Below are 24638 nucleotides of genomic sequence, written 5' to 3' on the forward strand. Positions count from 1 at the left end.
AATCACAAAAAATGTTTTGTGATAGTAAAGTAAAAATTATTATAACCCAATGGTCCGTTCGTCTAGGGGTTAGGACACGTCCCTTTCACGGATGAAACACGGGTTCGATTCCCGTACGGACTACAAAAACAATGATAAACATTGTTTGAAGTTCATTAAAAGTAAATTTTATTATAACCCACAATGGTCCGTTCGTCTAGGGGTTAGGACACGTCCCTTTCACGGATGAAACACGGGTTCGATTCCCGTACGGACTACAAAAAATAGCTATTTTAGCAAAAGCGACATTTTCAAGGCGAAGATGTCGCTTCTTTTTTACTATAGTTTTGAAACTCTTCCTTACATATCAAGTATTCTTCAGCCTCCTTTTCCCCCTTAAAAATCTTATTTCTAGAAAATCTATTTCTAATATTTAATAAAATACGCTAGTTTGTCTTCTTGTTCGTTATCAGTAAAATTTAAGCTTACATTATAAGGCTATTTTAGTTATGAATTGAATCTAATTCCTTTAAAAATGAAAAAAACATTCTCGCTATTCTTTCTCATTTCTTTTGTTTCATGTGCACAACAATCGGATAAAAAGATTAATGATGTTTCAAAAAAGACACTGCCACTTCCTACAAAAACAATCACCAATACTCTTTTATCAATTAGTAATGTAGCAAAGGAAATTGCCATCCAAACAAAAGTAAATGAACTTCCTCTACACCTAATCGGTACTTTTAAAATACCTAGTTATACAAATGCCCAAGGTTATATCAGACCCAAATGGGCTGTATGGTGGAATTTTTGGGGAAAACCTTTTTCAGATAATCACCTTAATCCTTGGGAAGTTGGTTTGATGGGCAATGCTACTATTGTACCAGAATTTTATCATGGAAATGGTAAAAGAGGTCTTGAATACATTCACTCTTATGACTTGGAACATGGAAGAGCTTGGCAAAAAGACATTGACCCTGTAGTTGGCAAAAGTTATCAAGAGTTTATTAGTACAATTCCTTATCAGCATAGATTTTTTGAAGGAAGCTTAGAAGGTGGTAAAAAATTGTCTAGTATTGGTATAGAAGGTGCTTATGATTTTGGGCGTTCTACTGTTTTTGATGCTACTATGGGTTGGGGAGATAATATCAAAGGAAAATCACACAGAGGATTGGTGGCGATTGATGTTGAAGATGGAACAGCCGATTATGGTGATGAACTTCACAGAGCATTACTTATCGGCATGGCTGAAAATACTACAGGCGATATTTCTTCAGATTATGGTGGTCCAATAAATACTTTAGGGTATATCCATGATAGAGATACTGGCGAAAATGCAATGTTCTATTATCCAGATAGTGAGGGCAATTATACCAGTAGAAAAGCTAAATTCTCTGAAGATTGGCAAGCTTCCACCCCTCCTATTTCAATTCCTTCAAAGGGAGTTGTCAATAAAAGACCGATTGATTACCCCAATATTATTCCAAGTAACGAAGTTTCGTTTTATTCGAATGAATTTTCAAGACAGGGTGAAAATTTTGATTTAGGCAATGGAAATAGCATCATTATTAATAAATACGGAGTAACGAGAAACACTGAACATTTCTTAGCCAGAGCAGGGACTTTGCTCGAATGGCAATCTTGGTACTGTAGATACAAACTTAATAATCGCCGAAATAAGATGTTAACGAAAGTGATTGCTGATAAAGGTCCAATAGGCTTAAATCCTTATGTAAAATTAGCTAATGGGAATATTGTTCCAGATGCAGTAATGGGGCATAGAGGCAGAATGGCAGGAAGACACTATGCTTTTGATATTGTTACAATCAATTACATGAATAATGTTGATTTACATCAATGGGATAAAAATTCATTTATTGATAATAAAGCGCATGACACTTATATTGGTTTTTTTGCAGGAATAAAAATGTTAATGACAAATGGTGGTGCTGATGCTTATCTTGACATGGTTCCTCAATATTGGGAAACCGAACAAAGTTACGACCATGTTCATTGGGTTAAACATAAGGCTGTAGAATGGGCAGATTCACCAAATATTCTACCTTGCCGTACAAAAGTAGGAAAGAAAAAACTAGAGGCTATGTGTTGGAGAGCCGAAGGTGTCGAACCAACTGAAGTATGGCTCAGAGCTAATGTAGATGGTGTTTACCAAGAAATACACATTACTCCAGACGCTTGGGAAACAACCAATCCTACTTATAAAAACACAGCATTAAAACAAATTCCCAAAGCTGATAAAGATTATTTTTATACTTTCCTGAATTTTAAGTAACAGAATCTCATAAAAACAAAGCGGGTGAAGAAATAAATCTTCACCCGCTTTTACTATATTGTATCTAAAGACTAGACTAACAATTTGTATGGATCTTCCAATAATTGTTTGAAAGTCTGTAAGAAAGCAGCTCCTGTTGCACCATCAACTGTACGGTGGTCGCAAGTAAGTGTTACTTTCATTACGTTAGTAGCATAGAATTGTCCGTTTTTCACACCAACAGTTTCCTTGATACCACCAACTGCCAAAATACAAGATTCTGGTTGGTTAATGATAGACGTAAACTCGTCGATACCGAACATCCCCAAATTACTTACCGTGAAAGTATTTCCTTCCCAATCCTTAGGCTGTAATTGTTTATTTTTAGCTTTTCCACCTAAATCTTTGGCTTCAGCAGAAATCTGAGAAAGTGATTTAGTGTTAGCAAAACGAATTACTGGTACTAATAAACCATCTTCAACAGCCACAGCCATACCGATATGTACGTGGTGATTGATTCTGATTTTATCTCCTAACCAATAAGAATTTACTTTTGGATGTTTAGTCAATGCAGCAGCAGCAGCTTTGATTACCATATCGTTAAATGAAATTTTTACTGGTGAAATTTCATTCATTGATACTCTTGCTGCCATTGCTTTATCCATGTTGATTTCCATGGTTAAATAGAATTCTGGCGCAGAGAATTTAGATTCTGATAAACGACGTGCAATCGTTTTACGCATCTGATTCACTGGGAATTCTTCATAACTTTCTTCGCCAGTAACTACTGGAACAAAAGCTGGTTTAGCCGCAGCAGCTTTTGCTGGTGCTTCTGCTTTCGGAGCAGCCGCAGCTGGAACAAAGCTATCAACATCGGCTTTAACTACTCTTCCGTTTTCACCAGTTCCTTTTACTTGTGCAATATTAATACCTTTATCTTTCGCTAAAGCTTTTGCTAATGGAGAAGCTTTTACTCTTCCATCTGCATCAGATACAACTACAGCTTCTTCCGCTTTTGCTGCTGGTGCAGGCGTTGCCGAAGCAACTGGAGCCGCCGCCGCTGGAGCAGAAGCTGTTTTTCCACCACTTAATAAAGCTTGGAAATCAGCACCAGGTTCTCCGATTACTGCAATAACATCATCTACATTTACTGTTTTACCTTCTTCAATACCGATGTACAATAAAGTACAAGGATTGTATTTAGTAACATCAATGAAATTATCTAAATCAAATTCCATTGTAGCTTTATCGGTTTCAACTTCAGCCAAAAGAGCATCTCCCGCTTTAATTGAGTCACCAACTTTCTTTAACCAAGTAACCAAAGTACCTTCCATCATCGTGTCCGACATCTTAGGCATTCCAATTACTTCTGCTTTAATATTAGAAGTATCTACAGCTGGAGCAGCTGTTTCAGCCACTGCCGCTGGTGCTTCTGGAGTAGCAGGAACATCCGCTTTGGCAGGAGTACCGCCAGTCAAAAGATGTTCGTAAGCTTCACCGTTTTCACCGATAATAGCGATAATGCTATCTACTGGTACGGCCTTACCTTTCTCTAAACCAATGTATAAAATTCGGCAATCTTTGAAATTGCTCAAATCCATTCTTTCGTCCAAATCAAGCTCCATAGTCGCTTTATCTGTTTCGATTTCTGCAATCAAGCCGTCACCAGTCTTTAAAGGGTCACCAACTTTTTTGAGCCATTCTGCAACAACACCTTCTGTCATGGTGTCGCTCATTTTGGGCATGGTTATGATTTCTGCCATTTTTATTATTATAGGAAAATTTACTGTTTTTGGTAAATGGTTAAATAGCTATTTGCCAAATTGTGATTAACTCTGATAAAATTTGGGTAAATCAACAACTAAAAACTAATAAAAACAACTACACAACCAATTTAGAATTCAAAAATAAGGCTAAACACTTGCTTTCAAAAGCTATCTTGAAAAAATATAATTTTGTCTTCATTTTTCAATGTTTATTTATTTTATTTAGTCTTCCAATAAAAGCAGTCAATGTATTTTTATTACTTGAAACTTATTAAAATTCAATTTTTAAATAAAACAGCCCTAAATTTGTCTATGCTTAAACAAGTAATTTATTTAAAATCTTTCCTTACCCATTATCTTTGATTTCCCTCAAATAAATCAAAAGCCTAAAAAGAAACCCTATCGGTATAAATAATAATATTTAAAATATGATGGACATCTCTACTTATGGAATTGTTTACCTTAAAGTACTAATCGCCTCAGGACTTTGCTTTCTTGCTTTCTTATCGTTCAGATTCAGAACAACCCTAGAACAACTTTTTAGTAATCTGGGAAAATTAAAATCTTTCCTGCTAATATCAGTCTTGTTTAGGATAATTCCATTTGTTATCATTTATATTGTACTTCATCTAAAGGCACAATCTGATGTTTATATTTTCTGGAAATCAGCACAAGAAGCCAGTAAATTCAAATTAGTTTACAGAGATTTTGAATCCTTGTACTCGCCTTTCTTTCCATATATTACTGCTTTGTTATTATATATTTGGGATACTGCCGAAGCCGTAACTTTAACAATGGTTTTAGTAGAATTATTGACTTTATGGCTTACTCTGCATACTTTCTCTTCTAAAAACCAAGCTTCTGATTTATTTAAAACATTAATTTATTTACTATTACCAGCTCCTTTTATTTTTTGTATTATTGGTGGACAAGAAGATATTTGGATGTGGGGCTTCGCTTGTTTGATGATTTATTGTTGGCAAAGAAAAAAATCTGATTTGATATTAGGCATTATCACAGGTTTAGGATTATTAACCACCAAAGCCTTTTTTGTTTTATTTATTCCTTTAGTATTTCTGAAGGTCAATAATAAAATAAATTTTATCATTGGTAATTGCATCGTTGGTTTGCCAGTACTTATCTTTTTATTTTACTATGGTGGTACTTCTTTCTTGATGCCTATTCGCCTTGCTCAAGAACCGATGGCGCCTAATTTCTGGTCGATCGCTAATCCTTTTATTTGGTCATTAAATCTTACTAATAATATCAAACTTCTTAATTGGCTTGGGCTTTTCGTTATTCTTTCTTTTGCTTTATGGCAAACGTATTTAAGTAAGAATTTAAATATTCAGCAATTTGTACCAAAAATCTGGATAGTAATTTTTGGTTTGATGATGATTATTCAAATTGGTTCTTATGCCAATTATATTTTCATCTATGCAATGCCTTTACTTTTCGGCTTTAATTTTTTTAAAGATAAAAAATTCTTAATCATTACTTTTTTCATACAATTTGTCGCTGCTTTTCAACCTTCTTTATGGTTCAGAACGGGCAAACCTTTCCTTCAATTTAAAGATTTTGCTGAAATACGTTTCACCTTAGAATACGCTTTTGAAATTATTATTTTCATTGGAGTATTATATTGGCTGAATTTGGTCATTAGAAAAGAGGGAAGTTTTGACTCTTTCAAGTAAAAAAAAAGCATTTTTTGCTTTGAATAGCATAAAACAATTAAATGAAATAACTCTCAAACAAAATACACATGAAAAAAAACGTTTTATTGCTTTGTTCACTTTTATTTGGCTATCAATTCGGAATGGCTCAACAGAAAAAAGACCAAATCAAACTTGTTGTTAAAGAAGCTGAAAACAAAGTAGATGTATTGGTAGATAACAAACCTTTTACTTCTTATTTCTATCCAAGTGATGCTATTCTAAAAAAACCAGTATTATTTCCTATTCTCACATCGAAAGGAACGACCATTACACGTGGATATCCTTTTGCTACTCGTGCTGGTGAAAGAGTTGACCACCCGCATCATGTTGGAATGTGGCTTAATTATGAATCAGTAAATGGATTCGATTTTTGGAATAACTCTACAGCAATCAAAGACCGTTCTAAGTATGGAACAATTAAACATACTGGCATCGTAGAAAGTAAAGGTGGAAATGGCAAAGCTAGTTTAGCTGTTACGGCAGATTGGATTGATAATGACGGAAAAGGCAATTTATTATTGAAAGAAAAAACGACTTACGTTTTCCATTCGAAAGGCGACCAACGTATTATTGATAGAATTACGACTTTAACGGCTCAAGATAAAGAAGTTGTTTTCAAAGACGTAAAAGATGGCTTCTTTGCCATCAGAGTAGCTCGTGAATTAGAACATCCATCAGATAAACCTGATGTTTTTGTTGATGCAAGTGGTATTGAAACCAAAGTTGATAAATTAGACAATACGGGCATTACTGGTAATTACAGAAGTAGCGAAGGCATCGAAGGTGAAAATGTTTGGAGTACTCGTGGAAAGTGGACAAACTTAGCTGGAAAAATCAAAGATGAAGATATTTCTATCGCTATTATCGACCATCCAAAAAATGTAAATTATCCCACTTTTTGGCATGCTCGTGGTTATGGTCTTTTTGCCGCCAATCCTTTGGGTGAAAAAGTTTTCAGCAAAGATAAAAAAGAATTAAATTTTACTTTAGCGCCAAAACAATCGGTTACTTTCCGTTATCGCACCGTGATTACTTCTGGAAAAGCTTCTGATGAAACGTTAAATAAATTAGCGGCTGATTTTGCAAAATAGACTATCATAGATACTTCATACGTTTAAATAATAAAACATTTAATAGGTATGAAGTATCTTTTTTTAATCGCAATCTGTTTTGAAAGTATCTTTTTCCAATCAGATTCTTCTTTTTATGAAAGCAATGCCGACGCTTTTCTGAAATCTGCAATTGCCAATCAAGTCATTGATGCTCGAAATCCGAATTATGAATTATTAGATGCTGCTCTATTTCAGGCTAGTAATTTGCAAAGAAAGAAATATCGTCTCCCGCTCTTTTCATATTCTCCGATATTACACCGTATCGCTAGTGAACATTCAGAAGCCATGATTTCCAAGAATTTCTATAGCCACGAGAATCCTTACAGTAAAAACAATAGAAATTTATCGAAAAGAGTATTGAGCCAAACCAACGAGTTTTCTCAAATGGCTGAAAATATTGCGGAATTTGACATTATCCAGTCGAAGTACGATACTTTTTGTATTATTGAACCCAAAAGAAAAGGTGGAGATTTTCAATATATTGATTGCGACACAGAAAAAGTAATCCCAATGCAAACCTATAAAGAACTGGCAACCAATATTGTAAACGAATGGATGAGTTCGCCCGGACATCGTGCCAATCTTTTAAACAAAAATTATAAAGTAATGGGATGCGCCATTCGTCTTAGTAAAAATCCATACAAAACTGAAAACAGTCCTTTTAGTAGAATCACACAAAATTTTGGAGGATAAATCACAGATTGACAAATACTTTCGGTTATATTTTCAATTTTGAGAAAATACATCCATGACTTTTGAAGCTCTTTTTAATATCTTTGTAGGATTGCACTAATTACCAACAAGGATTTAAAACATAAAATACATATAATGAAATTAACTTTTTGGGGAGCTACGAGGCAGGTGACGGGTAGTATGTATTTACTTGAATTAGATGATGAGTTTAAGATTCTAATTGATTGTGGAAGAAATATGGGGCGAGAAGTTGATTATACACAACCTGTTACCAATAAAGCATTTTTCCCTTTTGAGGCCTCTCAAGTAAATTTAGTTCTACTTACACACGCACATATAGATCATTCTGGAAATATACCCATGTTATATCGTGAAGGTTATGAAGGACAAGTACTTTGTACTTCAGCAACCGCCGATTTAACTAGTCTTTTATTATACGATGCGGCTAACTTAAACTTAAAAAAAGTAAAACAAGCCGAAGGAGATAGCAAGAAGAAGAAAAAAAAGATGGATAGATTGCTCATCAAGGGCGATTTATATTTACAAAAAGATGTTGAAGATGCCATGACAAATTTTGTCACACTTCAATTTCATAGACGTTTCAGAGTTGCAGATAATGCTTGGGTGACCTTTATTCCTGCTGGACATTTACTTGGTGCAGCACACATTATCGTTGAAGTGCAAGAAAATGGTGAAATGAAAAGTATCTGTTTTTCTGGAGACATTGGTAGAAAAGATTATCCACTTCATATTGACCCTTCTACTGAAATTCCAGAAGTAGATTATTTACTCTGTGAAACTACTTATGGTGGCAGATTGCACGAAGATAAAAAAACACCTGAAGATGCTTTAGCGGAAATTATTCAACGTACTTGTATTGATATTCCGGGAAGATTAATTATCCCAGCTTTTTCAATTGGTAGGACGCAAGCGTTACTTTATACTTTAAACAGATTGTATTCTGAAAAAGGCTTTACTCCTATTAAAGTATTCAGTGATAGCCCTTTAGCTTATGCTTCGACTAAAGTTTATCAGAAAAATATCAAGCAACTCAACAAAGAAGCCAGAGATTTTCAAGAAGAAAATGATTCTTTATTTGATTTTGAAAATTTACAATACATTCAAAGTGAAAAATCTAGTAAAGCCATTTCGAATTATGCCGAGCCTTGTATTATTATTTCGGCTTCAGGAATGATTTCTGGTGGTAGAGTTGAACAGCATATTGCAGCCAATATCAACAATGTATATTGTACTATTTTATTGGTAGGTTATTCTTCTGAAGGAACTTTAGGTTGGCGTTTAATGAACGGACAGAAATCCCTAAAAATCAAGGATGTAGAATATCCAGTACTAGCAAATGTTGAGAAAATAGATATTTTTTCGGGTCATGGAGACCAAACAGATTTACTTAATTTTGTCAAAAAACAATCGCCTAAAAAGCTTAAAAAAGTATTTTTAATTCATGGCGAAGAAGAAAGTATGAATACTTTCAAAGCTTTGCTTGAAGACGAAGGATATTCTGATATCGAAATTCCAGAAATGGGACAAGAATATATTTTATAGTAAAAGAAAAGACTGCTCAAATCTCAAAAATTTGGTCAGTCTTTTCTTTTAGGTTGATATTTGTCTAATTTTGCGAGAATATTTTTTAAACTTCAGTTAAAATCACTGAAATTTACCTTTCCTAAAAATAGTCAACGGATAATTTCATAACCGTAAAAAACTAAATATGCGTACTTTATTAGATTTTGAAAAACCCATTGCCGAGCTAGAGTCGAAACTAGCTGAAATGAAAAAATTGGCAATTGATAATAATGTTGATGTTACTGTTGCGGCTTCGCAATTGGAAGCAAACATCGAACAATTAAAAAAAGAAACTTTTACAAATCTAACCCGCTGGCAAAGAGTACAGCTTTCTCGTCATCCAGAACGCCCTTACACTTTAGATTATATCGAAAATATCTGTGATGAATTTATCGAAATTTATGGCGATAGAAACGTTGCAGACGATAAAGCAATGGTTGGTGGTTTTGGTAAAATTGATGGCGAAACGGTCATGATTATCGGTCAGCAAAAAGGTAGAAATACCAAACAACGCCAATTACGCAATTTCGGAATGCCAAATCCTGAAGGTTATCGTAAAGCACTTCGCTTAATGAAAATGGCGGAAAAATTTGGAAAACCTATCGTTACTTTAATTGATACTCCAGGTGCATTTCCAGGCTTAGAAGCCGAAGAACGTGGTCAAGGTGAAGCAATCGCAAGAAATATCCGTGATATGTTCATGTTGAAAGTACCCGTAATTTGTATCATTATTGGTGAAGGAGCTTCGGGTGGTGCATTAGGTATTGCCATTGGCGACAGAGTATTGATGCTAGAAAACACTTGGTATTCTGTAATTTCTCCAGAATCTTGTTCTTCAATTTTATGGCGTTCTTGGGATTTCAAAGAACAAGCAGCAGAAGCATTGAAACTAACAGCAACGGATATGTTGAACAATGGTTTGGTTGATGGAATTATTCCTGAACCACTTGGTGGCGCACATCTTGATTATGCAACTGCCACACAAACCGTTAAAAAAGTAATTCTAAATACTATTTCTGAACTTCAAAAACTTAGTCCAACTGAAAGAATCAATCAAAGAGTTGACAAATTCGGTGGCATGGGTGCATACAATTAGTGAAAAATATCATCTTCGATTTAGGAAACGTAATCATTGACATTGACTTTGAAAGAACATTCAAAGCTTTTACTGAAATCTCTGAAAATGTAAATTGGCGAGAAAGTGAAAGAATTTTGAAAGAAAAACAAATCTGGTCGAGATACGAAAAAGGGCAATTGACTGATGCTGAATTCAGAGCGGAGATTCGTGAAGAACTCAAAATCAGTGCAAGTGATGAACAAATTGATACTGCTTTTTGTGGTTTATTGATGGACATAGACCCTGCGAGAATTGAACTCATCAAAAAATTAGCAACAAAATATAAAATCTATATCCTTTCAAATACTAGTCATATCCATTTTTTGGAAGTTGAAAGAATTTTAGAACGTTGTGCAGGCGTAAAACACTTCAGTGAAATTTTTGATTATGTTTTTCTATCTTATGAAATGGGAAAACTAAAACCTGAAGTGGATATTTATGAAGAGGTTCTCAAACAAGCAAACCTTGTTGCTTCTGAAACCTTATTCTTGGATGACCTGTTAGCAAATTTAGAAGGAGCAGCTACTTTAGGTATTCAAACCAAGCAAATTGTTCCCCAAGAATTTACGATTTTAGATTTATTTTCAAATGAAGTATAAAAAAGAGATTATTCAAGCGGTTCTTTTCATCGTTACTTTAATCACAACAACCTTGGCAGGCGCAGAAGCAATGACTGCCAAGGCTTTTTTCTTTGTACCAGAACCCTACCTCCTTCATTTTCCTGACGATTTCTGGCAAGGATTAAATTTCTCTCTACCCTTCTTAGGCATTCTTACTTGTCATGAATTTGGTCATTACTTCACCGCAAGGTATTACAAGATTAAAACCTCGTTACCTTACTACATTCCAATGTTTCTAAGCGTTTTTTCTGCCATAAATATTGGTACTTTAGGTGCTGTTATTCGCATTACAGGAAAAACTCGTTCAAGAAAACAATATTTTGATATTGGTATTGCTGGCCCATTAGCTGGTTTTGTGGTGGCTTTAGTTGTTCTATACTATGGTTTCACACATTTGCCCCCATTTGAACATATTTTTTCAATTCATCCAGATTATCAACAATTTGGAAAAAATTATCCGAGTGAGGTAATGAGAATTCCGAAGTTTATGAATGGACAAATGGTTTTGGGTGATAATTTACTTTTCAAATTCTTCAAAAATTACGTTGCTGACCCCAATCTTTTGCCTCCTAATTTTGAAATCATGCACTATCCTTTGATTTGGGCTGGATATTTGTCATTATTTTTTACGGCATTGAATTTGTTCCCAATCGGACAATTAGACGGCGGGCATATTTTGTATGGATTAATTGGTAAAAAGAATTTCAATATTGTTTCTCCAATCATTTTTGTAGCTTTTGCCTTTTTTGCTGGTTATGGAATGTTCACGATTGAAGACATTAAAAACATCGGAGCAACAGGTTATTATCAATCTGAGTCAGATTTTTTTACTTGGTTATTGGCTTATGTACTTTTCCTAAGAATTTGTTTTTCAAGAATTTCCGATAATCAACTTACTTCTTGGGTATTAAGTTTAAGCGTAGTTGTTGGTCAATTATTGTTAACTTACATACCATCTGTTGCAAGCATACAAGGTTTTTCAGGCTTTTTGCCATTTTTATTTTTACTTGGTAGATTTTTGGGCATTTACCATCCAGAAGTTGAAATTGATGAACCTTTAGATTTCAAAAGACAATTATTAGGTTGGCTTTCATTGATTATTTTTATCCTTTGCTTTACCCCTTATCCATTTATGCAAATTGATTTTTCTGCTAAATAATTGACTATTGGTTTTGAAAGCATTAATTTCAAAACATAGCCAATCGTTATTGAACGCAAATATTAATTTTCAATTCATATTAAAATGTTTAATTTTTTATTCAAATTTCTTTTCAAACTAGCTGGCTGGAAATTAGTTGGTGAGTTTCCCAAACATATTAAAAAAAGTATTTTGATTGTTGCTCCACATGCGCAATCAGTTGATTTTCCAGTAGGAATTGGTGCTCGTGCTGCGATTGGTGTAAAAATGAGCTTTCTTGGCAAAAAAGAATTATTTGAAGGTCCGTTTGGTTGGATGTTCCGTTGGCTTGGTGGTTATCCTGTCGATCGTTCAAGTAATAATCAAGTAGTAAAAGCTGTGACTACTTTATACAATTCTAAAGAGGAATTACATTTAGTAATTGCACCAGAAGGAACAAGAAAAGATGTCGATAAATTAAAAATGGGCTTTTACTTTATTGCAAAAAACTCAGAAATCCCAATTGTAATGATTGGTTTTGATTACTCTATTAAAGGAATTGTAATCAGTGAACCTTTTTATACAAGCACTGATTCTCATGCTGATTTAAAACAAATTGCGCTATTTTTCGATAAAATAGGTGGCTACAAAAAAACTTGGGTGAGCAATTACTTAAAATACTAAAACAAAAAAGGCTTCATCGAAATGAAGCCTTTTTTGTTTGAAGATTACTGTTTCAGATAATTCACCATCAAAGCGCCAGCTTTTTCGGATGCGCCTTTTGTGCCAAGTAGATTTCTGATTTCTTCGTAGCCTTTCAATTGTTCTTCTCTACTTTCTTTATCAATTGTGATTTTTGTCAATTCTGTTTGAAGATTTTCTTTCGTCAAATCATATTGGAGTAATTCAGTAACAACCTTTCTCTCAGCAATTAAATTCACTAAAGAAACAAAAGGTACTCTAATCACTCTTTTGTAAACTTGATAAGCCGCCCATCCTCCTCGATAACAAACTACTTGTGGCACATTAAACAATGCCGTTTCTAATGTTGCTGTGCCAGAAGTAACCAAAGCGGCATCAGCTACAGATAGCAAATTATAAGCATCATCCACCACAATTTTCACTGGGAAAATCGATTGCCAACGGGCGTATAATTCCTTGGGCAAATTAGATACTGCCGCAATTACAAACTGATATTCAGGAAATTGATATACTTGTGTCAGCATCATCGCCAACATTCCTTCAATTTCTTGTTTCCTACTTCCCGGCAAGATGGCAATGATTGGTTTTTGTCCTAATCTTGCTTCTTTTCTAAAATCTTTGGCTGGCGTAAAATCTGCAATGGCATCAAATAATGGATTGCCTACATAATCTACTTCATAATCATACTTTTTAAAAAAATCTTTTTCGAAAGGAAAGATGACGAATAATTTATCGACATACTTTTTCAAATTCAAGGCTCTCGATTGATTCCAAGCCCACACTTTTGGAGAAATATAATAGAATGTTTTGATGCCTTTGAGCTTCGCAAATTTGGCAACTCGCATGTTAAATCCTGCATAATCAATCAGAATCACAACATCGGGTTGAAATTGCAAAATATCTTTTTTGCAAAAAGAAAGAAATCCTAAAATGGTTGGAAGATTTTTTACGACCTCGAAGAAGCCCATAAAGGCAAGGTCTCTATAATGTTTTACGATTTCTGCACCAGCATGTTGCATCATATCGCCACCCCAAGCACGGATTTCTGCAGATTCATCGTGCTTTCGAATACCTTTAATCAAATTCGAGCCGTGTAAATCTCCCGAACGTTCACCAGCAATGATATAATATTTCATTTGATTTTGGATTTCGGATTTTGGACTTCGGAACTTTTCCCAAAATACATCGAATTTCGTATTTCCGAAATCCAAAATCAATAGTATCATTACTCTTCACCGAAGTACTCTACAAAATTCTTTTGTGTTTCGTATAATTGAAGACTATGCAATTTAGCTGTAGCCGAAGCTTCTAATACTTTTGGTGCTAATATTTTCCAGATTTCCATCACAAAAATTTCACAACTTGCCATTTTACCTTGCATAAAATCTACGTCAAGATTCAGGTTTTTATGATCTACTTTTTCAATGACTTCTTGTTTGATAATATCGCCTAATACTTTTAAGTCAATCACAAAACCAGTGTCTGGGTCTGGTTTACCTTTTACTGTAACAATTAATTCAAAATTATGCCCATGCCAATTAACATTAGCACATGGTCCAAATACTTCACGATTTTTCTCCTCAGACCAACTCAAATTATACAATCTGTGCGCAGCATTAAAATGCTCTTTACGACTTACATAAACCATTGTTTTCAGTGTTTACAAGTGAAGGTATTATTGGGAAAACAATAGCAATAAGTACCTATAAATATGAATAGGGTGCAAAATTACGATGAATTTATTCTCAAAAAAATTAAATCAAAGAATATGCGCTTTTCATGAATAAATTCAATCTTCATCAATAAGCATTTTTACTTAGCGATTTTGAACAAAATCAGTAAAGAACTTAATTATAAAAGTAAAAAACTCACACAAATCTTGGAAAGATTATATTTTTTCCAAAATCAGTGTATAGTTTAAATGGAAACTTAATTTTAATTTTGATAGTTTTTTAAAATTACCTAACACGTATAAATACAATTTTAATAATTGCTACTCTATGATTATTGTTACGGGTGCCGCAGGATTTATTGGAAGTTGCTTGATTCAGCGTTTGAATCAAGATAATTTCAATTATATCATCGCCGTTGATGATTTTTCTGACGAACAGAAAAATAAAAATCTTGATGGTAAAAAAATTCAGGAAAGAGTTGATAGAGAACACTTTTTTGAGTGGCTAGATGCAAATTATCAGGAAGTTGAGTTTTGTTTTCACATCGGTGCGAGAACAGATACTACTGAATTCAATATTGATATTTTCAATAAATTGAATTTGAATTACTCAAAGAAAATCTGGAAGAAGTGTCACGATTACCAAATTCCATTAGTGTATGCCTCGTCGGCTGCTACTTATGGGTTGGGTGAATTTGGCTATGATGATAACGAGTCTTTAATTCCACAATTAAAGCCTTTGAATCCTTATGGCGAATCTAAAAATGATTTTGACATTTGGGCATTGAAACAAGAAGAGCAACCTTTCTTTTGGGCTGGCTTAAAATTCTTCAATGTGTATGGACCAAACGAATTTCATAAAGGTAGAATGGCATCAGTGATTTGGCATACTGTTAACCAAATCAAAAATACTGGCGAGATGAAGCTTTTCCGCTCGCACAATGATGACTTCAAAGACGGTGAGCAAATGCGTGATTTTATTTACGTGAAAGATGTAGTAGAAGTATGTATTTACTTAATGCACCATCGCCGTAATTCTGGTATTTATAATCTTGGTTCTGGTAAAGCTCGTACTTTCTTAGATTTGGTAAAAAATACTTTCAAAGCATTGGATGTTCCTGAAAACATTTCATTTATCGATACTCCTGAAGATATCAGAGATAAATACCAATACTTTACAGAAGCAAATATGTCTAAATTACAATCAATAGGATATGATAAAAACTTTACAACATTAGAAGAAGGCGTGAACGACTATGTACAAAACTATTTAGTCGCTGAGAAATATTATTAGTAGCTATCAGCTTTGAGTTTTGAGCAATGAGCGAATATAAATATAAAGACCAGATTGAAATTTCAATCTGGTCTTTATATTTATATTCGAAACTCAACATTCATCATTCACAATTCACCACTTTAAGAAGGGTATTCTATCTTTTCTCCCGTCTGTTTAAAATCTTTTTCTTCAAATAATTTCTTCCAGCCTTCTGTGATAAAACCGATACCGTAACCAATTAATTGCACAAATACTGCCACAATACTCAGCAAGCCAACTTCAATACTTTTATTTTTTATCGTTGAATCTAGGAAATTCAGTAAAACATAAATACCTAATATCACAATTCCTAAGTAAAAGAATGGCGTAAAAATGAAGTACCAAATCGGAATCGAAAAGCACCCTAGCGTAAAAATCATTGGAAAAGTATGTACAAGCTTTAACTCTTTCGGAAAATAACGGCTAATGTTAATTCTTGCTTTACCAAAAAATCTCAACTGACGATAAAACTGTACAAAACTGGTTCTACGTTTATGATAAATAAAGGCTTCTGGAATTAAGCCCGATTTAAAACCTAAAGAAATAGCCCTGATACTAAACTCTATGTCCTCTCCCATTCTGGTAATGATAAAACCTTTAGTTTTTTCATAGACTGCTCTGGAAAGTCCCATATTAAAACTTCTTGGATGGAATGTCCCTCCTAAATTATTTTTACTTCCTCTGATTCCTCCTGTAGTAAATACCGAAGTCATAGAGTAGCTAATGGCTTTTTGGATGGGCGTAAAATTAGGATGGTCACGGTCTGGGCCACCGTAGAGGTCTAAAAATTCAGTATTTAGTTGTTGCTCAACAATTGCCAAATAATCATTTTCTATCAAAGCATCAGAATCTAAAATGATGAAGTACTCGCCCGTAGCTTTACTAAAACCTGTATTTCGGGCAAAGCCTTGTCCTGTGTTTTGTTGATAATAATAATGAATGTCTAAGCTATCTTTAAAAGTATTTACTACCTCCTCGCATTTGTTGACAGAACCATCTTCAATAATTACTACCTCAAAAAAAGAGTAAGTCTGCTTTACAAGACATTGAAGTAATTCCTCCACTTCGTCGGGACGATTATAAACAGGAATGATAATAGAATATTTGCGCATCAAGGGATTTTAAATTTGTTGGCAAATTACAAGCTTTTTTAGAGAAATGAACCTTTAACAAAGATAAAGTACTTGAAAAAATAGCTAGCTCTAAATTGCAATGATAGATTTAAAATCTACTTAAAAACATTATATTGTAGATTTTAGGCGCTTTCCTTTTATCTGTTTTTACTATTTTAATATCATGCACACAATGTTTTAAAAATACTTCATATTTATTGATGATATTATCCTTTAAATCATTTCCCTCTGGATATGAAATATTCACTTTTCCTGAAAGCTTAAGTTTTAACAATGTTATTTGTTTTAGCTTGCCTGAATGCAATGTTATTTTAAACCCTGCAAAACCTTTTACATCTTTACCGCCTAAACTATCAGGCAATGTTATGTAAGGACTTTTCCTTTGTATGATATAATATGGAATCTCAGTAGGACAAACAATGGCCTGTCCTACTGAAGATTGTATTGTAAAAAAGAAAATTATAATTCCCAGAAATCTCAACATTGTATAAGTAATAAAAGAATACTACTCTATTTCTATTTTATAACCTCAAGGCTTCCCTTCCCTCACCTCTTTTTCTTTCACCGTCATCTCCCAATCTCCAAAACTGCCATACAAAACAAAAGAGCCAAACCTGAATTTATCAACTAGCTCTGTGCCTTCTGAGACAGAATCAAAAAATTCTTTATCTACAGGCAACTCAAATTCTACAGCATTCACAGCGTCTTTAATATGCTTCTTGATACTTAATGAAAAATGTGATTGCTTTAAACGTATCTTCAAAATATACTTGGGTGCATTTGCCACGCCATTTGCCTTCAAGGCTTTTAACTCAGCAATTAGTGCTTCGTTTTCTTGTCTTAGTGTTTTTACTTCGGCATTATTCCCACAAGAACTTACTAATAATGCACTAATGAGTAATAGATAAATAGGATTTTTCATAATATTGGATGAAATGGTTGATAAGGTTTTTCCTTTTTTATGATATTTTTCTTTTCATGAAATATAAACAATAACTGATTGATAATCTATCAATATCAGGAAAGTATATAATCTTTTTGAGATTATGGCTAGTCTTCAATACTTCAATCGTAATTTGCAGAAAAAATCCTTACGAATGAAATATAAAATGCTGGTGTTGGATATGGACGACACCCTTCTTAACGACGACCATCAGATTTCTGAGAAGAACAAAGAGATGATTTTGAAAGCCCAAGAAAAGGGCGTTTATGTAGTACTTGCTTCTGGAAGACCTACTCCTGCCATGACGCATTATGCCAAAGATTTATCCCTGCATACCTTTGGTTCTTATATTGTTGCCTACAACGGTGGTGAGATTGTAGATATGACCAACGAAGAAGTACTCTTTGAACAAAGTATAAGTACTGAACATCTCCATGAATTATACGATTTTAGTGTAGCGCACAATGTACATATTTTAGCCTATCTCGACGGTGCTATCATTACTGAATCGGAATCAAAATATATTGACCTTGAAGCCTATTTGACTGGTATGCCTTTGCGCAAGGTTGAAAGCTTTAAAGAGGCCATTAATAAGCCTTCCATTAAGTGTATCATGTTAGAAGAACCAGACTATCTGGCAACAGTGAGTGATAAACTAAAAGCGCATATCGACCATAAAAGTATTACAACCTCTAAGCCTTTTTTCTTGGAAGTAATGCAAAAAGGCATTGATAAAGCCGCAAGTTTAGCGAGATTAGCCGAAAGACTCAACATTCATCCTGCTGAAATTATTGCTGTAGGAAACGCCAACAATGACTTAACCATGATAGAATACGCTGGCTTAGGTGTTTGGGTGGACAATGTAACACCAGAAATTCGCCATAAAGCTGATGTAATTGTAGCCTCTAATAATAATGACGGAGTAGCTGAGGTTATTGAACGTTATATTTTGAATTAGATATTAATATTCCTCTTCAAAAAGAGCTTACAGGTTTTGTGAAACGCAAAACCTGTAAGCTCTTTTTGGTTATATAAATTTAAAAATATCACTTCGAAGAAGGCCATTGACCGAATAATAAAAAAAAGATTAGATTTTCCCTCAGTTTTTATCAGAATATTCTTCAAAACACTAAGTTTACCTCCACAATTAAATCACTGAAAATCAACCCGTAAAGCCGAAAAGGGGTTTAGAGTAGGCGGTAAACTATTTACATACATGAAAAAAATATTAATTCTTTGTCCCATTATTTTTTTATTAAGCTTCTCCAGTTTTGGGGATAGTACTCAGTCTGATTTTTCTCGAGCAAAACCTGATACGGGCTTAGTTAATTCTGTATTAAAGCTTCAAAAAGAACTTTCATTAATTGGCAATAAGGTAAAAGATATTGCAAAAAAAATTGAAAGCCCAACTGAAATTACCATTGAGGAGTGGCTTATAATTATGCTTCCAGCAATTTTATTCCTTTTATTGTTTTTCTACTTTATGTCTTGGTTAAAAAAGGAAAACTTCAAACTTTCAGATGCACTCTCTGCGGATGAAAGTGTAAGTAAATCTATATCTTCTGAAACAAAACAAGACCCTACTGATTCACTGAAACCAACAACCACAATCACCGAAACTCCCAATTATGCAAGAAGTTCAAGTAGAGTGATAGCATTCTTAACAGGTATTACAGCAATAGTGGTTGCAATAAGCGTTGTGACTATTTATAATTATGCACAAATATCAGGACATACTGCCTTAATTGATTTGGATGGTATTTGGAAAATAATTGCAGGATTAGGAATTGGAGTAGTTCCTTATGTTGCAAAAACGATTAAAGGTACAACTCCCCCTATACAATAAACATTTAAACCATACCCGTAAAGCCGAAAAGGGATTTAGAGTAGGCGGTAAACAAATAAGAAACTATGGAAAATATTCAATTAATAGTAGAGATTCAAGGAGGTACTGGAAGTGTTTTTATTGATTTTGATTCAAAAAACACATTTCATTTCAAAGGGAGTGGTATATTCAAAAAAGAGATTGAGATTAAGGAAGGTGAAAGAGCCATTGTTATTGCAGGCTCAGAACCAAGTGATGGTTTCGTATCAATTACAATAAAAAAACAAGACGAAACATTAGCGACTGCGAAATTTACACAAACTGTTTTTTATGGCATTTTACCATTTACTGTTAATTCTTAATAATATCATGAAGACTTATATTTTACGAGGATGGACATTCATTATAATTTTAATAGCTGTGTTATCAACTATTAGAAATAATAGCTTTGCTCAACAGAGCGACTTCAAAGAAGACTTATATAACTTAGAAAAAAATGCAACAAAAAATAAAGCAAATAAATCCATTTTAACTGAAATACTATCTGAAAAATTACAATTTGCTTTTGACAACAAATTGGTAAACTCAAGTGATAACAAATTAGAGTTCAAGGGTTCTCTTCACGGTTGGAAAACATTATTTAGCCATACTGATAAAGCTAAAACGGCATATTTAGAAAATGTATTTAATAGAAATTTTGAAATTGGTGGTGGTATAACTTTTGACAGCCAAAACCAACAAAAAGTAAAAGGGCTAAATTTAAATTTAAAATATGCCATTATTAATAATAGAGACCCTGAGACATATAGGTTTTATGCAAAGACTGAAAAATTTAGCAAGCTTGTTAAGAATCTATTACCCACATTAATTCAAATAAACTACGATTACCAATCTCTTGCAAATGATCCGTCTATAGATACTACAGTTAAAAATAGGCTTAAAAATAGTTTAATCAAATTCACGGAAAAACAAGATTTTAGTTTGCTAGACCCTTTACTTTTAACTAAAGTTTATAAATCTTCTATTCAGGCATTTGAAGCTAACGTTGCAACTGCTACAAAAAGCTATGATTCGACTATTAACAAAATGAATAACGCTTCTATTTGGACAATAGCATTGAATTCTAACTATGCAAATAAAAAATGGTCTGAAATAACATTACAAACGGAGTTCATTAAAGGTTTGGGAGGTATCGAACAGGAAAGAGAAGATTATCCTTGGGATTTATATGGAGGTGTATTTTTTAAAAATCTCCAAGATACTACCAATCTCGAAAAGTCAATTAATCGAACAGTATTAACTGGAAAATTTGGTGTAAACAAAGTTTTAGCATTGACTAAATCTGACATAAAATCTTCAGCACTTGAAGTCCTATTAAATGTAGAATATAATTACATTCCTAGAGGAAGATATAGTAATGAAGAAGAAAAAACATTTATGTTAGCTTCAACAATTAGTATTAGGCTTGCACAAAATGTATATTTCCCTGTAGAAATTAAGTATGACCCCAAAAATGGAAATTTCTTTGGTTTCCTAAAGATTAAATGGGATATGCTAAGATTTAATCAATAATCATTATCAAACCTTTTAATCACACTACCCCAATAAACCGTAAAATCAATACCGTTTATTGGGGTAGTTTTTTTCCCTCCTCCCCTATTTTCTTTACAAAATCCCCCTCCACAATTCCCTCCATTTACCGTTTAATAAAAATTGGTGTAGATATTTTGTCTTTTATTTGACCTGAATTAGATAAATATTTAGATTTACTCAGCTTTAATATACTGATAATCAAGCATAATAGTACTACATTTTTTCTTTACTTGATTTTCCTGATATTAAGCAATACGCTATCTGATAAACCATTTAACTTTCTCCTAAAATGTACTTTCAATTTCAGTTAAGAGGTATCAAAGCCTTAAAAATTAGCGATAATAGTTTTAATCCTTTCGATAGAGATATTGAAGTATTTCAAACTTGGCAGATACATGCTACTCAGAGTTTAGTGCCTTCTAATGAACCTCCTGTTTATATGACTCGTAGTGGTTTTAGTACTACTGGAGGATATGAGAATGGTGTTAGATTCAGAAAAGGTGATTCCCGACAAAACCTTTTTGACCCTACTATTTCTTTTTCTTTACCCAAAATGGCTACTGACGATGCTCCAATGCAATTTCAGATTGACTTTCATTTTTGGGAGTCTGATAATGCAAAAAGTACTAAGAAAGTAAGGGCTTTGTATTCTAATGATTTGCTAAAACATCTAATCAAAACTTGGGAGGATGCTTCTGAGGATAGTGATAAGGCTTTACAAGATGTATTAGGCTTCTTCTCTGATGAAAACAAGATGATTAAAGCTATTACTAATACGATGTCCTATACTTCTATCGGTAACGCTCCGTGGGTAAGGGTTGCGGAGGAATTGTATCCCTTAGTTCAAAAAATTGGGAAGCTAATTGCTGCCAATTCTACTGATTATATTGCTCAACAAACCTATTGGCTAGAGATTAGGAATAATAATGGTGTTTACGAATGGCGATTTTTTAGCAATGACCTTGATAAAATTGTTTTTGATTGGCAAATCGCCAATGGGAAGTTGGTACTTCCATCTCAGATTATAGGAGATGCTAATAATAATATTGAATTAGAAGTTAGCTTCCAAGGGGTAATTCACGACTAAGTACTTAGAAACAAATGAGTTATTAATTCAAAAACTCATCATCTGTATTTACAAGTAATGGGATATGTCTAAAATTCAAATTTTATATATGTACAAATTCAGACATAGACCTAAAAATTGAATTTCATATATGTACGATTTCAGACACATACCTAAAAATTAAATTTCATATATGTACAATTTCAGACATAGACCTAAAATTTGAATTTTATATATGCACGATTTCAGACACATACCTAAAATTTGAATTTCATGTATGTACGATTTCAGACATAGACCTAAAAATTGAATTTCATGTATGTACGATTTCAGACACATACCTAAAAATTGAATTTCATGTATGTACGATTTCAGACACATACCTAAAAATTGAATTTCATATATGCACGATTTCAGACATAGACCTAAAAATTGAATTTCATATATGTACGATTTCAGACATAGACCTAAAAATTGAATTTCATATATGTACGATTTCAGACATAGATCTAAAATAAAAAATTATATATAGTCGCCTTAAAAAATAGACTACAAAAAAGTTTAAAGACAATTCTATAGTAATAAACAATAATTAAATAAATCAATAACACTTTAAATTTTATTTGCCAATGCTACAACCTTTAAAAATTTTCGAAAACTTTTTTGGAGACAGAAAGATTACTTCTCCTCGTCTCTATGAATTTACAATTGATGTTATTGCTAAACTGCAAGCAGCTAATGTCAACAATCAATTTAATGACTTTATTAATGCTTTGAGTCCTGCCGCAAATGCACTTGGTGATGAAGTTGGTGTCATTAAAACAGCCCTAGCTTTGCAGAAGGGTAAAACATTAGGTTTGAATGAAGTCATTAAAAACTTCAAGACCTATATGAGTTTAAATCATGGTGTAATTGCCAGAGCCGTAGGTGGTACAAATACTGCTGCCTATCAAGCATTTTATCCGCAGGGTATTAGTGAGTATTCTACGGCAACACAAACAAAATTACCAGCCTTATTAATCCAAGTAAGTAATGCCGCAGATTTGTATGCTAATCAAATTGGTGACGAAATCAGGAATGAATTAAAAGCATTTAATAGTCAGTTTCATGATACCCGTAATGCACAATTATTACAAAAGGGAACAGTAGGTGAAAGTCGTGTAGAACGTTCAAGCAATAGGAAAATACTTGAATTAGAGCTATTAAAAACAATTCATAGCATAGCACTGATGTTTCCGGCAGATGTAGAAAAATGTACCTCCTTATTTAATTTTAATTTACTAGAAGCCCCTAAAAAAGGGAAGAAAGTAAATCCAGAAATGGCTAAACCTTAAAAATAGCCATAAGCTTTCCATCATTACTCAAAACTAAAACGCTAATGAAAATTTTAAATCATTTACTTTTTGCCGATGATGGCAAACAAGTGAGCTACCGTGCTACACCCAACAAGGGTAGCAAATACACGCCCACTTACTTAGTAATGCACTATACTGCTGCCACAAAAGCGGCGGGGTCTATTGCATGGTTTCTGAAGCCAGAAGCAAAAGCTTCGGCACATTTGGTGATTGACAGAGATGGCACCATCACACAGTTTGCCCCATTTAATATTGTTACGTGGCATGCAGGTGTTAGTCAGTGGAATGGTTTGAACGGATTAAATAGTTATTCGATTGGAATTGAGTTAGTAAATGGTGGAAGATTAGCCAAGCAAGGTAGCAAATGGGTATGTCCTGTAGATAAAACGACTGTACCAGATGATGATGTGATTATTGCTAAACATAAAAACGAAAATTCAGAAGCAGCTTGGCATGAATATTCAGAAAAACAATTAGCCATAGCAATAGATGTGGCTACTTTGTTAGTGAAGACTTATGCTTTGAAAGATGTAATAGGACATGAAGACATTGCCCCTTTCCGCAAAAGTGACCCTGGACCTGCTTTTCCGATGGGTAGCTTCAAGTCAAAAGCAATGGGTAGAAAAGACGAAACTTTAGACCTCTACAAAACCAGTACCGAAGTAAATATCAGAAAAGGTGCAGGTACACAATTTGAGACCGTGACTAAGATGTTACCAGCCAATACCAAAGTAACTGTACTAAAGCGTGAAGGTAATTGGAGCTTTGTAGAAGTATTAGACACCGTGCATGGGCTAAACGATATAGAAGGTTGGATTAGCTCTAAGTATCTAGTGAAGTAATTGGATTATCACATAATAGAATTGCCTCAAAAATCTTGGTTTTTGAGGCTATTTTGTTTTTATAGTATTCTATACAAAAGACCTCACCCCCGACCCCTCTCCTGTTGAGAGGGGAGATTTAAAACTAAAAAGCCCCCTCTTAACAGAAGAGGGGGTTGGGGGTGAGGTTGAGAGCCAAAAAAGATTTGGTATCGCTTCTTTTTTTAGACAGCCTCTA

23 protein-coding genes and 2 tRNA genes are annotated in these 24638 nt (G+C 33.7%); 19 read left to right on the top strand and 6 right to left on the bottom strand.

Features of this window, described 5'->3' with window-relative positions; translation table 11 throughout:
- The first annotated feature begins 51 nt into the window (after positions 1-51).
- From ABID42_RS11660 to ABID42_RS11670, 3 genes are all read left to right on the top strand, one after another.
- Positions 52-123, top strand: a tRNA-Glu gene (locus ABID42_RS11660).
- A gap of 62 nt (positions 124-185) precedes the next feature.
- Positions 186-257 (top strand) — tRNA-Glu (locus tag ABID42_RS11665).
- Between the two features lie 257 nt (positions 258-514).
- A complete protein-coding gene (locus tag ABID42_RS11670) occupies positions 515-2272 on the top strand; it encodes a hypothetical protein (protein ID WP_367283795.1) in 1758 nt (585 codons plus the stop codon).
- A 71-nt stretch (positions 2273-2343) separates the two neighbouring features.
- On the opposite strand, the gene ABID42_RS11675 is transcribed toward ABID42_RS11670, so the two are convergent.
- Positions 2344-4014: a dihydrolipoyl dehydrogenase family protein gene (locus ABID42_RS11675; RefSeq protein WP_367283796.1), complete on the bottom strand. Its 1671-nt coding sequence runs from the start codon at positions 4012-4014 to the stop codon at positions 2344-2346.
- A gap of 431 nt (positions 4015-4445) precedes the next feature.
- Between ABID42_RS11675 and ABID42_RS11680 the strand changes: the two genes are divergently transcribed.
- The 8 genes from ABID42_RS11680 (at position 4446) to ABID42_RS11715 (ending at position 12659) form a co-directional block, all read left to right on the top strand.
- Complete coding sequence (locus ABID42_RS11680; protein WP_367283797.1) at positions 4446-5711, top strand: hypothetical protein; 1266 nt, start codon at positions 4446-4448, stop codon at positions 5709-5711.
- A gap of 68 nt (positions 5712-5779) precedes the next feature.
- Positions 5780-6823, top strand: coding sequence for a DUF6807 domain-containing protein (locus ABID42_RS11685; protein WP_435521474.1), 1044 nt, complete (start codon positions 5780-5782; stop codon positions 6821-6823).
- 48 nt (positions 6824-6871) lie between these two features.
- Positions 6872-7537 (top strand): CAP domain-containing protein, encoded by a 666-nt coding sequence (locus ABID42_RS11690; RefSeq protein WP_367283798.1) that lies wholly within the window; start codon positions 6872-6874, stop codon positions 7535-7537.
- A gap of 135 nt (positions 7538-7672) precedes the next feature.
- Positions 7673-9100, top strand: a complete 1428-nt coding sequence (locus ABID42_RS11695) for an MBL fold metallo-hydrolase RNA specificity domain-containing protein (protein WP_367283799.1) — start codon at positions 7673-7675, stop codon at positions 9098-9100.
- Positions 9101-9266: 166 nt separating this feature from the next.
- Entirely contained in the window at positions 9267-10217 is a 951-nt protein-coding gene (locus tag ABID42_RS11700) for an acetyl-CoA carboxylase carboxyltransferase subunit alpha (RefSeq protein ID WP_367283800.1), read from the top strand.
- Positions 10217-10837: an HAD family hydrolase gene (locus ABID42_RS11705; protein ID WP_367283801.1), complete on the top strand. Its 621-nt coding sequence runs from the start codon at positions 10217-10219 to the stop codon at positions 10835-10837. Before ABID42_RS11700 ends, ABID42_RS11705 begins: the two co-directional genes overlap by 1 nt.
- Positions 10827-12017 carry a site-2 protease family protein gene (locus tag ABID42_RS11710; protein WP_367283802.1) on the top strand — a complete coding sequence of 397 codons (1191 nt, stop codon included), beginning with the start codon at positions 10827-10829 and terminating at the stop codon, positions 12015-12017. The genes ABID42_RS11705 and ABID42_RS11710 overlap by 11 nt, the downstream gene beginning before the upstream one ends.
- A gap of 84 nt (positions 12018-12101) precedes the next feature.
- Positions 12102-12659 carry a 1-acyl-sn-glycerol-3-phosphate acyltransferase gene (locus tag ABID42_RS11715; protein ID WP_367283803.1) on the top strand — a complete coding sequence of 186 codons (558 nt, stop codon included), beginning with the start codon at positions 12102-12104 and terminating at the stop codon, positions 12657-12659.
- Between the two features lie 44 nt (positions 12660-12703).
- Here ABID42_RS11715 and lpxB read toward each other — a convergent pair whose 3' ends face one another.
- Positions 12704-13813: a lipid-A-disaccharide synthase gene (lpxB, locus tag ABID42_RS11720; protein WP_367283804.1), complete on the bottom strand. Its 1110-nt coding sequence runs from the start codon at positions 13811-13813 to the stop codon at positions 12704-12706.
- An 89-nt stretch (positions 13814-13902) separates the two neighbouring features.
- Entirely contained in the window at positions 13903-14325 is a 423-nt protein-coding gene (locus ABID42_RS11725; RefSeq protein WP_323261197.1) for a 6-pyruvoyl trahydropterin synthase family protein, read from the bottom strand.
- Between the two features lie 352 nt (positions 14326-14677).
- On the opposite strand from ABID42_RS11725, the gene rfaD reads away from it, so the two are divergent.
- The gene (gene rfaD / locus ABID42_RS11730; protein ID WP_367283805.1) at positions 14678-15643 is read left to right on the top strand and encodes an ADP-glyceromanno-heptose 6-epimerase; all 966 of its coding nucleotides are present in this window, start codon (positions 14678-14680) and stop codon (positions 15641-15643) included.
- Between the two features lie 122 nt (positions 15644-15765).
- Here the strand turns inward: rfaD and ABID42_RS11735 are convergent, their stop codons facing one another.
- The 3 genes from ABID42_RS11735 to ABID42_RS11745 form a co-directional block, all read right to left on the bottom strand.
- Positions 15766-16776, bottom strand: a complete 1011-nt coding sequence (locus ABID42_RS11735; RefSeq protein ID WP_367283806.1) for a glycosyltransferase family 2 protein — start codon at positions 16774-16776, stop codon at positions 15766-15768.
- Positions 16777-16885: 109 nt separating this feature from the next.
- Positions 16886-17158 (bottom strand): hypothetical protein, encoded by a 273-nt coding sequence (locus tag ABID42_RS11740; RefSeq protein WP_367283807.1) that lies wholly within the window; start codon positions 17156-17158, stop codon positions 16886-16888.
- A 168-nt stretch (positions 17159-17326) separates the two neighbouring features.
- Positions 17327-17719, bottom strand: a complete 393-nt coding sequence (locus tag ABID42_RS11745) for a hypothetical protein (RefSeq protein WP_367283808.1) — start codon at positions 17717-17719, stop codon at positions 17327-17329.
- A gap of 175 nt (positions 17720-17894) precedes the next feature.
- On the opposite strand from ABID42_RS11745, the gene ABID42_RS11750 reads away from it, so the two are divergent.
- The 7 genes from ABID42_RS11750 to ABID42_RS11780 all read left to right on the top strand — a co-directional run bounded on the left by ABID42_RS11750 (position 17895) and on the right by ABID42_RS11780 (position 24421).
- Positions 17895-18698: a Cof-type HAD-IIB family hydrolase gene (locus ABID42_RS11750; protein ID WP_367283809.1), complete on the top strand. Its 804-nt coding sequence runs from the start codon at positions 17895-17897 to the stop codon at positions 18696-18698.
- Positions 18699-18956: 258 nt separating this feature from the next.
- Entirely contained in the window at positions 18957-19586 is a 630-nt protein-coding gene (locus ABID42_RS11755; protein ID WP_367283810.1) for a hypothetical protein, read from the top strand.
- Between the two features lie 65 nt (positions 19587-19651).
- Positions 19652-19927 carry a hypothetical protein gene (locus tag ABID42_RS11760; RefSeq protein ID WP_367283811.1) on the top strand — a complete coding sequence of 92 codons (276 nt, stop codon included), beginning with the start codon at positions 19652-19654 and terminating at the stop codon, positions 19925-19927.
- A 7-nt stretch (positions 19928-19934) separates the two neighbouring features.
- Positions 19935-21137 carry a hypothetical protein gene (locus ABID42_RS11765; RefSeq protein ID WP_367283812.1) on the top strand — a complete coding sequence of 401 codons (1203 nt, stop codon included), beginning with the start codon at positions 19935-19937 and terminating at the stop codon, positions 21135-21137.
- Between the two features lie 310 nt (positions 21138-21447).
- Entirely contained in the window at positions 21448-22245 is a 798-nt protein-coding gene (locus ABID42_RS11770) for a hypothetical protein (RefSeq protein ID WP_323261207.1), read from the top strand.
- Between the two features lie 608 nt (positions 22246-22853).
- A complete protein-coding gene (locus tag ABID42_RS11775) occupies positions 22854-23558 on the top strand; it encodes a hypothetical protein (RefSeq protein ID WP_367283813.1) in 705 nt (234 codons plus the stop codon).
- Positions 23559-23602: 44 nt separating this feature from the next.
- On the top strand, positions 23603-24421 hold the full coding sequence (locus tag ABID42_RS11780) for an N-acetylmuramoyl-L-alanine amidase (protein ID WP_367283814.1): 819 nt from the start codon (positions 23603-23605) through the stop codon (positions 24419-24421).
- Positions 24422-24638: the final 217 nt, after the last annotated feature.

Origin of the sequence: Arcicella rosea (assembly GCF_040543805.1) — a bacterium.
GTDB classification, from domain to species: domain Bacteria; phylum Bacteroidota; class Bacteroidia; order Cytophagales; family Spirosomataceae; genus Arcicella; species Arcicella rosea.